Source organism: Faecalibacter rhinopitheci (assembly GCF_015234135.1).
GTDB lineage: Bacteria > Bacteroidota > Bacteroidia > Flavobacteriales > Weeksellaceae > Empedobacter > Empedobacter rhinopitheci.
This window is the reverse complement of record NZ_JADGIK010000002.1, coordinates 245954-259231: the sequence shown is the minus strand read 5'-3', so window position 1 is coordinate 259231 and position 13278 is coordinate 245954. Positions and strand designations below refer to the sequence as shown.

The following is a 13278-nucleotide window of genomic DNA, read 5'->3' as shown; positions in this document are numbered from 1 at the left end:
ATTATGTTTGGAAACTTCGGGAACATCATGGATATGATGGGTAAAGTTAGCTCATTTAAAGAAAAATTTTCTGGTTTAAAAGATGAGTTAGAAAACGAAACATTCACAACTACATCTAATGATGGAACAGTAAAAATTACAATGTCTAAATTAGCTACTGTTAAAGATATTGTATTAGCTGAGGGGATGGATAAAGAGCAAATAGAAGATATGTTAGTAATGACATTGAATAAAGCTTTAGAGCAAGTAAAAACTGAAGCAATTGATCGTGCTAAGAAAACTGCTCAAGAAAATTTACCTAATATTCCTGGAATGCCTTTTTAATCCAGCTATTTAAAAAAAATAAAAAGACATCATAATTTATGATGTCTTTTTTTATATAAAAAATTTACTCATTTCTAGGTATTTATATTCCATGTTAATATAATTACATTTGTGTTTTAATGCAATGAATATGAATGTTTTAATAAATATTTTTTTGATAGGAGCAACTATTTTTGGTTTTATGGATGATTATCAAAAATCGTATAAAGTAATTAGATATATGCAGACCAAAGACGGATACTTAGTTATAGAATATGATAAAGGATTGTTAAAGAAACAAATCAAAAAAAATCAGCTTTTGATTTTAGATCTGCCTGTTATACAAAAAAATGAGATTGAGTATGAAATTAGTAAACTCAATGTTCATGAAACCATTCAAAATATTGAAAAACTAGATCAAGTCACAAAAAATGATTTACCTACAATTATGTATCTATTTATAGAAGGTAAAGATACACTTAGAACTAAAATTTTTAAACCAAGCAATACACCTGTTGAGATTAAAAAATTAGATTTTCTATTGTACAAAAAAAGATAAGTTTACAGTTAATATAACTTTTAAGCTTTATTATTTTTATTGATAATTGACTCATCTTTCTCATCATTAAGCTGATATTCTCCCTCTTTCAAGCTAATTTCTTGCACGGTGTCTTGATCAATTTTTGGATGAGTAATATCTAAATAGCGTTGCCATAATTCCTCTTCCCGAGGATCATAATAATTTTCATTTTCCCAATATGGTTTCTGTTTTTGTGGACCTACATTTCTAAATAAAAATGCGAAGAAAATACCAACAGCTAAGCCGCTTAAATGTCCTTCCCAAGAAATAGAATTTTTTCCAGTACCGGAAGAAGGTAAAAATTCTTCTGGAATTACACCCCAAAACATTCCACCGTATAAAAGAATTACGATACCAGAAATAGCCATTAATCCTCTTTCTTTTCTTATTATTCCACTTAGTAATAAAAATGAAGCTAACATATAAATTATACCACTTGCACCAATATGACAACCCAAACTATCGTCCAAAAAAGTAGGATTACCTATCAACCACAATAATATACCCGATAGAATCCAACCAAAACCTATTACATAATAACCTAATCGCTCGTACATTAAAAGTGTAAGAAAACTTAGGAATAATAAGGGAAAAGTATTACTTATGATATGAGACCAACCTGAATGAAATAGTGGTGAAAATAAGATTCCTTTTAATCCGTAAAAGGTTCTAGGTATAACTCCATAACAATCTCTTAATCCTAAATTATTATTTTCAATTAAGAAAATAATCCATATTAAAGAAGTTAAAAATAAGGGAATTATGATTGTTTTTTTCGGTAATGGATATTTCATAAAGTTGGTTTGGTGCAATAAAATCATAAACCATACCTATCCAAATAAGCTGACAAAATTGGTTATTTTGCAATAAATCTATTAATTATTTCTTTTGCAAGAAGTGGCCATTTTACAAATTCATGACCTAATTCATGATTTTGTTTTGCTATTTTATGTTGGTAATTTAAGTGACGTAATACCTCTTTATAAGCAAAAAACAAGTTATGTTTAGGATCATAAACATGTGTAGCTTCTGAATTTGTACCATTCACTTCAAGAATGACAAATTTACCGTTTTTCAAATCTTCAATGGATTTTGCTTTCAAATCAAATCGTCCGTAATAAAAACCATCTATTTTTTGTGCGATCAAATTGATTTGTTTTTCTAATGCTGGAGTTATTAAGTCTGAAGCATCAAGAAAAGTTGTTCCACGGTTATGATTACCAATGGGTTCTATCAATATTGTTTTTCCTGAAGGAACTACTTCATCCAATTCTTTAGAATATCGTTTAAACAAATATTCTTTACGAAAATTTGCCCGAACATTCTTTTTAATAAAATCATCTAATGTTGTTTTTCCATCACCAGTAAATTTTAAGAAATCTTTTCCTGTCATAGAAATTATTTTTCCATTAGTTTCCTTTGGTAATCGTGCATAGAAAGCTCCAAATTCTAGCGGATATTCATTGTATTCTTGAATGATTAAATTAGTGTTATTTTGTTTTAAATAAGCAGACCAATCTTCTTTATTTCTTATTAATTCTACACCGATTCCACGCTCACCTTCGTCGGGTTTTGCAATGAAAGGAAATTGTAAAGGAATTTTATCCTCCTTTAAAAAATCAAAGAAAAATGTTTTAGGTTTGAAGTTTTCATCTATTTGATTTAAAATATCAATTTTAGAATAATTCATAAAACCGCCCCATTTTAGGCCAGGATTTGTAGTGCAAAAATATGCTGGTGCACCAGCAGTACAAATTTTATATATATACCAAGGTGTTAATGGACCATAAAATAGCCAAAATGGCCAATATTCGTATTTAGACCATTTTATGAATGAATTTTTCATTTGGACTCTTTGTATTTTGAAGTAGAGTAAGCAATTCCAAAATCATTAGATATCTTAATTTGTGGAAAAGCAGTAATTAAAGCGATTTTAATAATTGCGAAATGATGAATAGAATGATCAATGCAATAAATAATTTCACGACCTATCGTAGTTTTTACATATAATATATGTTCACCTACGAGTTGCTTCAAATTTATAATTTGATTAAAATCTAATACATATAATTTATATTTTAAATCATTTACTAGATCAATGGTATATAAAGTTGAATTGGAAATTTTATTTTCTCGTTCTCTTTCATCATAGCATATATAATCATCTGCCAGTGCTAAGCATTGAAAAAATTCGACAATGTGTCGAACGTGCTCCCCAATTGTTGCACCATTTAAGATGCCTAATGAAGTTGTATATTCATTATCATTTAATTGATGAAGAATATCCTCTAAGTACTGTAAAGTTTGATGAATTGTATCTTGAATTTGCATAATTATTTGCAAAGATAATTTACTTTTGAATAAATTCCCTTTTAGAAATGTGTATCATTAGTTTTTATAAACAAAATGACGAAATTATATTGACTCATAATCGAGATGAGAGTATTCATCGTATAGCATCACCTAGTGTAGAACAAAAATTTTGGGAAGGAAATGAATACTACGCGCCTTTAGATGAAGAAAAAAAGGGCACTTGGATATTTTATAGTGAAAATTATATTGCTTGTATTTTAAACGGAGGAAAAGAAAAACCAGTAGAAACCAAAACTAATTATAAAAAAAGTAGAGGAATATTACTTTTAGATATCTTAAAATATAATTCTGTAATAGAGTTTTGTAAAGCTGAAGATCTTACTAATATAGCACCATTTACAATTTTAGTTCACGAAATAAAAAATAAAAAAACTTATTTACTTTTTTGGGATGAAAAACAGTTGAATTGTAATGATTTAAGTGATGTTAACTTTGTTTTCAGATGTTCATCAACCTTATATTCTTTTAATGATATGGTGAAGTTTGAAAAAAAATTCCCTAAATTTAATAATATATCACCTGAGAACATTATGAAGATTCATTATAGTCTAATGATGAAAGATGGAGATATTATAAAAGGAAAAGCGACAACTTCTATCACACAGATTTTTGCAACCTCAACAAAAATCAGCATGAAATATTGTCCGTTTTTTTAATGATTATAGTATAAAATGTCATTATATATCTGTATGATAATAAATTAATGACATAGGCACAATTTATGCTATAAAGTAAAATAATATTTAATTGTTAAAAGACAGTTTTTAGAATGAACGATAATTTCTCACAACAAGTAAAAGATGTAATCGCTTACAGTAAAGAAGAAGCGTTAAGATTAGGGCATGACCAAATTGGTACAGAGCACCTTATGTTGGGAATTCTTCGCGATGGTGAGGGAAAAGCAATTTCTGTCTTAGAGGCGCTTAATGTAGACTTTAAGGAAATGCGTCAGAAAATTGAGAATCTTAATCCTCCAAAAGAGACAACAACATCTAATTATATAAAAAATCTAAGCTTAACAAAACAAGCAGAACGTGCGTTGAAAACGACTTTTTTAGAAGCAAAACTTTTTAAAAGTCCAACCGTTAATACAGTTCACTTATTGTTATGTATTCTTAGAAATGAAAATGATCCAATTACTAAATTGATGAATAAATTTGAAATTGATTATAATACAATCAAAGAAGAATTTAAATTTCAATTTCAAGATGATGATTCAACAAGTTCACCACGTGCCGAAAATCCATCTTTTGATGGAGAATCAGACATGGCCGGTGATTTTGATCGCCCATCAATGAGTAAAACTACTGCGAAAAGTAAAACTCCAGTATTAGATAATTTTGGACGTGATCTTACAGCAATAGCACAAGAAGGAAAATTAGATCCTGTCGTTGGACGTGAAAAAGAAATTGAGCGAGTGTCTCAAATTTTATCACGTCGTAAAAAGAATAATCCATTGTTAATTGGGGAACCAGGAGTTGGTAAATCTGCAATTGCCGAAGGATTAGCCTTACGTATTGTTCAACGAAAAGTTTCTCGCGTATTATTCAATAAACGTGTAGTTACATTAGATTTAGCTTCATTAGTGGCTGGTACTAAATACCGTGGTCAGTTTGAAGAACGTATGAAAGCAATTATGAATGAATTAGAAAAGAATGATGATATCATTTTATTCATAGATGAGTTACATACTATTGTAGGAGCGGGAGGAGCAACGGGTTCTTTAGATGCATCTAATATGTTTAAACCTGCCTTAGCTAGAGGTGAGTTACAATGTGTTGGAGCTACAACTTTAGATGAATACCGCCAATACATTGAAAAAGATGGTGCATTAGTGCGTCGTTTCCAAAATGTAATGGTAGAACCTACAACTCCAGAAGAAACATTACAGATCTTAAAAAATATTAAAGATAAATATGAATCTCACCATAACGTAAATTATACAGACGAAGCATTAAAAGCTTGTGTAAGTTTAACAACACGTTATATTACAGATCGCTTTTTACCGGATAAAGCAATTGATGCTTTAGACGAAGCAGGTTCAAGAGTTCATATTAAAAATATAAGAGTTCCACAGGAGATTTTAGATTTAGAAAGTAAGCTTGAAGAAGTTCGAGAAGAAAAAACTAAAGTTGTAAAATCTCAAAAATATGAAGAAGCTGCTCGTTTACGTGATTCAGAAAAGCAATTAGAAGCTGACTTAAAACGTTCTCAAGCAGAATGGATGCAAGCTTCTAAAGAAAATCGTGAAACTGTATCAGAAGAAAACGTGGCGGAAGTTGTTTCTATGATGAGTGGAGTTCCTGTGCATCGTGTAGCTGAAAAAGAACTAAAAAAATTAGCTCAAATGAATGAGTTGATGAAAGGTAAAGTAGTAGGTCAAGATGATGCGATTAATAAAGTTGTGAAAGCAATTCAACGTAATCGTGCTGGATTAAAAGATCCTAACAAACCAATCGGTTCATTTATCTTCCTAGGAACTACGGGTGTTGGTAAAACTCAATTAGCTAAGGTTTTAGCTAAGGAATTGTTTGATTCTTCAGATGCATTAATCCGTATTGATATGTCGGAGTATATGGAGAAATTTGCGGTTTCTCGTTTAGTAGGAGCGCCTCCTGGTTATGTTGGTTATGAAGAAGGTGGTCAATTAACAGAAGCTGTTAGACGTAAACCTTATGCTGTGATATTATTAGATGAAATAGAGAAAGCACATCCAGATGTTTTTAATATTTTATTACAAATATTAGATGATGGACATGTAACTGATAGTTTAGGAAGAAAAGTAGATTTCCGTAATACAATCATCATTCTTACGTCTAACATTGGTACACGCCAATTAAAAGATTTTGGAGATGGAGTTGGTTTTGGAACTACTGCAAAGCAAAGTACAGCTGATGAAAGAGCTAAATCTACAATTGAAACAGCCTTAAAACGTGCATTTGCTCCAGAATTTTTAAATCGTATTGATGATATTATTTTCTTTAATTCTCTAACAAAAGAGCATATTACTCAAATTATCGATATTGAGTTAGTTAACTTATTTGAGCGTTTAGAAGCTTTAAATTATCATTTAGAATTGACAGTTGCAGCGAGAGATTTCATTACAGAAAAAGGATTCGATAAAGATTATGGTGCACGTCCTTTAAAGCGCGCAATTCAAAAGTATATTGAAGATCCGATGGCTGAAGAAATTATTAATGCAGAAATTACTGAAGGAGACCACTTGATCTTAGATGTAAATGAGGCAAAAGATGGTGTTAAGATAACTGTAAAAGGTAAAATAGAAGAAAAGGAACAGTAAGCCTTTTGTTTTCAATAAAATAGAAAAAGCCCGTAAAAAAAATGTTTACGGGCTTCTTTATTCGTATTTATTTATCATACATTTGTGGAAAGCAAGCCACTTTGTCGCTGCGAATTTATTTCGGAGAGGAAAGTCTGGACACCATAGAGAAAGCATAGCGGGTAACACCCGTCCATCGTGAGATGAGGACAAGTGCAACAGAAAGTATGTACAGTTCGGCTGTAGTGAAACCAGGTAAACTCTATGCGGTGAAATGCCATGTATACCAACAGTTAAGGGCTTCTCGTTCGTTGTTGGGGGGTAGGCAGCTCGAGACTTGGAGTAATTCAAGTCCTAGATAAATGACAAAGCATTGCATTTATGTAATGACAGAATCCGGCTTATCGGCTTGCTTTTTTTTTAAACTTCTTTTAATAAAAAATCATTTTTTAAATAATTATTACTTTAATTGTTAATTTATTTTTATAAATTAGTATTAATTAACACTAATATTTAAATATTTGGTAAAATTATATTTTTTAGGATAATCTAAAATCTTTCACTAAAAGTATATTTATAGATAAAAAAACGGTTTTAAACATTTAAACTAATTTACCTAAATATAGGTATTGTTTAATGTGAGGTAATGTTACATCTTTGTACCACTAACAACTTATAACCCTAACTAATCTAAACCAAATTAAAAAAGGCACTCAATATTGAGTGCCTTTTTTAATTTGTATAACTTATATTATTATAAAAGCGATTTTACTTTAGCTATCACAGCTTTAGAATCGATCTCATATTTAGCCATTAATTCAGCTGGAGTTCCAGATTCACCAAAAGTGTCATTAACAGCAACAAATGCTTGTGGTGTTGGACATTTTTGTGCTAAAACTCGTGCTACAGATTCTCCTAATCCTCCCAAGATATTATGTTCTTCTGCAGTTACAATTTTACCTGTTTTCTTTACAGAATTAAGGATAATTTCTTCATCTAAAGGTTTGATCGTATGAATATTAATTACTTCACAAGAAATTCCTTCTTTCTCTAATTCTGCTGCAGCTACTAATGATTCCCAAACTAAATGTCCAGTAGCCACAATAGTTACATCTGTACCTTCGTTCATCAAAATACCTTTACCAATTTCAAATTTTTGATCAGCAGGAGTAAATACAGGTACTGCAGGACGTCCGAAACGTAAGTAAACAGGCCCTTCATATTCTGCAGCTGCTATTGTTGCAGCTTTAGTTTGATTATAATCACATGGATTTATAACTACCATTCCAGGTAACATTTTCATTAATCCAATATCTTCTAATGTTTGGTGTGTTGCACCATCTTCACCTAGAGTTAAACCTGCGTGAGAAGCTGCAATTTTTACATTTTTATTAGAGTAAGCAATAGATTGACGAATTTGATCGTAAACGCGAGCTGTTGCGAATTCTGCAAAAGTACCAGCAAAAGGAATTTTACCACCAATAGTTAAACCGGCAGCAATTCCCATCATATTAGCTTCTGCAATTCCTATTTGGAAAAAACGTTCAGGATTTTCTTTGATAAATTGGTCCATTTTTAAAGAACCAATTAAATCAGCACATAGTGCAATTACATTAGGATTTGTTCTCCCTAACTCAGTTAAACCATCTCCAAATCCGCTTCGTGTATCTTTTTTTTCTGTATATGTTAAATCGATCATTGTATTTTGTTTTTTTAGAGGATTATAAAAATCCTTACGTTTTAATTTTAGAATATTCTATTAGTCTAAAGAATCAAGATAAATTTTTAATTTTTCCTTATCTTCTTTACTTATAGAATCGTATTTCATATAGATTTCTAACACGCTTTTTCTTAGCGCATCAATTGTACTTACTAAACCTACATTACCACTATGATAAATATATAAATCACAAACTTGCCCCACATAGTTGTAAACTAAATTTTTCAAATTCTTGTCAGAAAATGCAGGAACATTTTTTTTTAAATCTTGACAATGCTTTGGAGCCATCTTCAGGAAACTTTCTGAAGTTTCATTGTCTATTGCTAGACTAATATCCTTAATATCTATCGCCTTATATTGAGAAGAATATTCATCAAAAATGTAATCTTCAAAACTTACGGCAGCACTATCGGCAATATACATTGCTTCATTATTTAAATCACTTAAATTTTGCCCTTTTATTAGTTTAAAATCTTTTGCGTCTTTGTATAATTTTTTGAAAATATTATTTAATTCTTTTGCCTCACTTTTATTTATTAGCCCATTTTTACTGAATTGTTTTACAATTTGTTTTGTAGACGCTTCAGAAGTTTTTAATGCTTTTAATCGATCATAATCAAATTCATTATCATAATCGCTATCTTGTTGCATTATAGAATAAGGTAATGTAACAATTGTATTAAATGCACTATTAACCTTCTCATTATCAGAATTTGCATAATTGTAATAAGCTAAAATAGGATCATCATATCTATTATCTAGAAGATAATCTTCAACATTAGTTGCAACTGAGTCTACAATTTCATTGGTATAATTTGATTCATATTCTGCTTTTAGCTTAGCTAATTCTTGATTATAATCCTCTATGGATTTCTTTTCATCGAATGTAACTTTTAAGCTAGAATTATTAACAGATTTAATGAATAAACCATTTGAACTATGATCAACTAATTTTACAATTAATCCATTTACTTTTTGATTTGGTATTAAAAACTTAGCATTATTTATGGTATTCTTTTCATCAATACAAACCGTATTTGTTTTAAGTTCATCATTCTCTAAAACTTCAAATTCAAAATTATTACATGTATAACCGTTATAATTTTCAGTAGTATTTAGTTTTTTGAAACTCTGTATTTTCCCGAAAAAATTATCATTATAGGGTTGATTCATTTGTTCTAAACCATTGTAATAATATTGAGGAAAATCTATTGAAAGTATATTTTCTAATGAATTAACTTTAACATCAAAGAATTTATTATTTGTTGTAAAAAATCCAGTTGTGTTAAATCCATAAAATGATAAAGCACCTTCTGAATGTCCTAATAATCCCTCTTTGCCGGAATAAAAATTAATATTTAAATTTTCTAGACTTAAAAAAGTAAGATATTCTTCGGGAACTTTTATTTCGTAATTAACTTTTTTATCAAAAGAGAATGTTTTGTCCTGAGCTGATAAAGTCAAAGAACATAAGGCAAATAGTGAATAAAATAATTTTTTCATATAGTAGGTATGTAGTTTTTAAGTTGGATTTAGTAATCTAATAAATCAGTAACTTGATTTTGATCTAATGCTAAGGCTAATTGCTCATCTGATGGAGCTTTACCATGCCATGCATGAGTTCCCATCATATAATCTACTCCATTACCCATTTCAGTATGTAGTAATATAGCTACTGGTTTTCCTTGTCCTGTTAAAGATTTAGCTTGCGCTAATACAGCTAAAATAGCTTCTAAATCATTTCCTTTTGGCTCATCTAAAACGACCCATCCAAAAGCTTCAAATTTAGCTTTTAAGTTACCTAAAGGTAATACGTGGTCAGTATCACCATCAATTTGGCGTCCATTATAATCGATTGTGGCGATAATATTATCTACATTTTTACCAGCTGCATACATTAAAGCTTCCCAAATCTGACCTTCTTGTAATTCACCATCACCATGTAGTGTGTAAACTAATTTATCGTCGTTATTTAATTTTTTAGCTAATGCGGCACCAATTGCAACTGATAATCCTTGACCTAAAGAACCAGAAGCTACACGAATTCCAGGTAAGCCTTCGTGTGTTGTAGGATGACCTTGTAAACGTGTATTTAATTTACGAAATGTATTTAATTCTTCTATTGGGAAATATCCACTTCTAGCTAATGTGCTGTAAAATACAGGAGAAATATGTCCATTCGATAAGAAGAATAAATCTTCACCTTTCCCGTCCATTGAGAAATCTGTAGAATGTTCCATTACATTACCGTAAAGTGCAGCTAAAAATTCTGCACAACCTAATGAACCACCTGGGTGACCACTATTTACTGTATGAACCATTCTTAAAATGTCTCTTCTTGTTTGTTGTACTTGTGTTTGAAGTTCTTGAAGTGTCATGTTTGTTTTATAAAAATTTATACAAAAATAAGTTATTTTTTATGGGTTGTAAAATGATAAACGATAATGAATACTTAAATTTTAATAAAAAAATAGCTCAATTGGAAGATTCTCCATTGAGCTATTTTTTTAATCATTATACCATTCACCTCTATGAGGTTTTAGTGCATCTCGTACAGGAATCATCTCAGATTCGTTCACAACCATCCAAGCTATTGCATGCATATCCTCAGTTGAATTGTAACCTGTAATATTATTTGCAAGTTGATCTCTTTCGATAAACTGTTTCAAATGGATTTCGTGATGTTTAGCAGTTGGTAAAGCATCAGGTCCATGAAAATCCCATATTAGTTTTAATTTCTTCTCCATTTTATATCTTTTCTACGTTCTTAATATTATTTTTTTACTAACTATCCACAGTCCTATAAAGGTTAATAATCCATTTAAAATAATTAATTCAACACCAATTCTATAAGCTGTAAATGAGGTTACTGATTCATTAATTACAAATGTTAAAATAGGGGCAAGTATAGAAACTGCAACGATGGCAAATTTAATATTAATTACTCGTTTAGTAAAAATCCCAAATGCAAATAATCCTAACAATGGTCCATATGTATAACCAGCGACTTCCATAATTAAGTATACAATGCCTTTATTATTAATCATTTTAAAAATCATTATTAAAACAAAAAATACAATGGTGAAAGTTAAGTGAATTTTTAAACGAGTTGATCGTTTTTGTTTTTCTGTAAGATTATTATTGTCATTCAAACCAATAAGATCTACACAAAATGAAGATGTAACAGCTGTTAAAGCGCCATCTGCAGAAGGGAATAAAGCTGATATTAATCCAATTATAAAAATAACTGAAATAATCATCGGAAAATATCCTTGTAGTGATAAAGCAGGGAATAAATCGTCTCCCATTACATTTGTCCCACCAGCTTTTAAAAAGAATTCTTCATTAAGATAAAATCCTCCATTCTGAATGGCATATAAATATAGAATACCACCTAAAAATAAGAATGCTAGGTTAACAAACAATAAAGTTCCTGCAAAAGTTAACATATTTTTCTTTGCATTATTAATATTGTCAACAGAGATATTTTTTTGCATCATTTCTTGATCTAACCCTGTCATAGCAATTGTAATAAACATTCCGCCTAAAATAGTTTTCAAGAAAAAGGTTTTTGAGTTGGGATCAAAATTTATAAAATGAGTATAGTTCTGTGCAGTGAGTTGTTTATACGCTTCTGTAGGAGATAAGTGGAGTTCTTGTAAAATAAACCAAATACATGCAAATAAACTAATAATCATAAAAGATGTTTGTAAAGTATCTGTTACAACAATTGTCTTAACGCCACCTTCAAAAGTGTATAAAAGAACCATTAACATCAGTACCATTGTGGTTACCCAAAAGGGGATGCCTAACGGATCTAAGAGAAAAATTTGTAAAACATTTACTACTAAATATAATCGAGCTGTAGCTCCAATACCTCTAGAAATTATGAAAAAAATTGAACCCATTTTATGTGCTTCAACATTAAATCGGTGTCCTAAATAGGTGTAAATTGAAGTTAGATTCATTCGATAATACAATGGTAGTAATACAGATGATACCACTAAATATCCTATAAAGAAACCAATTACCATCATATAATATTCGAATCCACCATAAATATATTCCGTACCAGTGAGCTTTCCGACTGTACCTGGAACAGAAATAAAAGTAACCCCACTTAGACTGGTGCCAATCATACCAAATGCAACGAGCCACCATTTACTCTTCTTATTTCCATTAAAAAATGATTGATTGTCTGAATTTCTACTTGTAAAGTAAGATATTACAAGTAATCCAATAAAATAAATTACTACAAAAAGTAGTAAAACAGTTGAGTTCATAAATGTTTTAACATAATTTAGTCAAATTTAATACTTTTGATTATAGAAAACGAGAATCACACAAAATGAAATTTGTATTTTCGAGGAAATAAATAAATTAACTTTTATAATAATATGAATTATCCGAGTAAAATATTGGAGCGTGCAGTGGAAGAAATGGCGAATTTACCTGGGATAGGAAAAAGAACTGCTTTGCGTCTCGTTCTTCATATGTTAAATCGTCCAAAATCTCAGACAGCTGCGCTATCAGAAGCATTATCTAAGTTAGTAGAAGATGTAAAATTTTGTAAAAAATGTCATACAATTTCAGATTTAGACATCTGCGAAATTTGTAGTAATCCATTACGCGATCAAACATTGGTTTGTGTAGTAGAAGATGTAAGAGATGTAATGGCAATTGAAAATACTGGGCAATTTAAAGGAACATATCACGTTTTAGGAGGGAAGATATCGCCCATGGAAGGTGTTGGACCAACTCAACTTAATGTTTCAAGTTTAGTACAACGCGCTAAAAATGACGAGATTAAAGAGATTATTTTTGCCCTAAGTTCTACAATGGAAGGAGATACTACCGTGTTTTATCTATTCAGACAGTTAAAAGAGTATAATATTGAATTTTCTACTATTGCTAGAGGACTAGGAGTAGGAGACGAGTTAGAATATGCCGATGAAGCTACTTTGGTACGGTCTATACAATATCGTGTGCCTTATTCAGATCAAAAATTTTAAAAACAATTAT

The 13278-nt window shown here is 30.2% G+C and carries 13 protein-coding genes and 1 other RNA gene; 6 read left to right on the top strand and 8 right to left on the bottom strand.

The annotated features are described in order from the left end of the window. Positions 1-3 precede the first annotated feature (3 nt). Positions 4-324 carry a YbaB/EbfC family nucleoid-associated protein gene (locus tag IM532_RS03990; RefSeq protein ID WP_194182152.1) on the top strand — a complete coding sequence of 107 codons (321 nt, stop codon included), beginning with the start codon at positions 4-6 and terminating at the stop codon, positions 322-324. 130 nt (positions 325-454) lie between these two features. Continuing rightward, positions 455-862, top strand: a complete 408-nt coding sequence (locus IM532_RS03985; protein WP_194182151.1) for a hypothetical protein — start codon at positions 455-457, stop codon at positions 860-862. Between the two features lie 20 nt (positions 863-882). Here the strand turns inward: IM532_RS03985 and IM532_RS03980 are convergent, their stop codons facing one another. The 3 genes from IM532_RS03980 to IM532_RS03970 all read right to left on the bottom strand — a co-directional run bounded on the left by IM532_RS03980 (position 883) and on the right by IM532_RS03970 (position 3214). After that, a complete protein-coding gene (locus tag IM532_RS03980) occupies positions 883-1677 on the bottom strand; it encodes a rhomboid family intramembrane serine protease (RefSeq protein WP_228063646.1) in 795 nt (264 codons plus the stop codon). A gap of 62 nt (positions 1678-1739) precedes the next feature. Further along, positions 1740-2729 carry a hypothetical protein gene (locus IM532_RS03975; protein ID WP_194182149.1) on the bottom strand — a complete coding sequence of 330 codons (990 nt, stop codon included), beginning with the start codon at positions 2727-2729 and terminating at the stop codon, positions 1740-1742. Beyond that, the gene (locus IM532_RS03970; RefSeq protein WP_194182148.1) at positions 2726-3214 is read right to left on the bottom strand and encodes a hypothetical protein; all 489 of its coding nucleotides are present in this window, start codon (positions 3212-3214) and stop codon (positions 2726-2728) included. Before IM532_RS03970 ends, IM532_RS03975 begins: the two co-directional genes overlap by 4 nt. A 47-nt stretch (positions 3215-3261) precedes the next feature. Between IM532_RS03970 and IM532_RS03965 the strand changes: the two genes are divergently transcribed. The 3 genes from IM532_RS03965 to rnpB all read left to right on the top strand — a co-directional run bounded on the left by IM532_RS03965 (position 3262) and on the right by rnpB (position 6956). After that, the gene (locus tag IM532_RS03965) at positions 3262-3912 is read left to right on the top strand and encodes an NRDE family protein (protein ID WP_194182147.1); all 651 of its coding nucleotides are present in this window, start codon (positions 3262-3264) and stop codon (positions 3910-3912) included. A gap of 113 nt (positions 3913-4025) precedes the next feature. Then, on the top strand, positions 4026-6557 hold the full coding sequence (locus IM532_RS03960; RefSeq protein ID WP_194182146.1) for an ATP-dependent Clp protease ATP-binding subunit: 2532 nt from the start codon (positions 4026-4028) through the stop codon (positions 6555-6557). 88 nt (positions 6558-6645) lie between these two features. Next, positions 6646-6956: RNase P RNA component class A (rnpB, locus tag IM532_RS03955), an RNA gene on the top strand. Positions 6957-7290: 334 nt separating this feature from the next. Here the strand turns inward: rnpB and IM532_RS03950 are convergent. From IM532_RS03950 to IM532_RS03930, 5 genes are all read right to left on the bottom strand, one after another. Then, positions 7291-8235, bottom strand: coding sequence for a transketolase family protein (locus IM532_RS03950; protein WP_194182145.1), 945 nt, complete (start codon positions 8233-8235; stop codon positions 7291-7293). Positions 8236-8295: 60 nt separating this feature from the next. After that, on the bottom strand, positions 8296-9759 hold the full coding sequence (locus tag IM532_RS03945) for a hypothetical protein (RefSeq protein WP_194182144.1): 1464 nt from the start codon (positions 9757-9759) through the stop codon (positions 8296-8298). Positions 9760-9788: 29 nt separating this feature from the next. Continuing rightward, positions 9789-10634, bottom strand: a complete 846-nt coding sequence (locus tag IM532_RS03940; protein ID WP_194182143.1) for a transketolase — start codon at positions 10632-10634, stop codon at positions 9789-9791. A 129-nt stretch (positions 10635-10763) separates the two neighbouring features. Next, positions 10764-11003, bottom strand: coding sequence for a hypothetical protein (locus IM532_RS03935; RefSeq protein ID WP_194182142.1), 240 nt, complete (start codon positions 11001-11003; stop codon positions 10764-10766). Positions 11004-11015: 12 nt separating this feature from the next. Beyond that, entirely contained in the window at positions 11016-12539 is a 1524-nt protein-coding gene (locus IM532_RS03930; RefSeq protein WP_194182141.1) for a sodium:solute symporter, read from the bottom strand. A gap of 114 nt (positions 12540-12653) precedes the next feature. Here IM532_RS03930 and recR point away from each other — a divergent pair, with 114 nt between their 5' ends. After that, on the top strand, positions 12654-13268 hold the full coding sequence (gene recR, locus IM532_RS03925) for a recombination mediator RecR (protein ID WP_194182140.1): 615 nt from the start codon (positions 12654-12656) through the stop codon (positions 13266-13268). Positions 13269-13278: the final 10 nt, after the last annotated feature.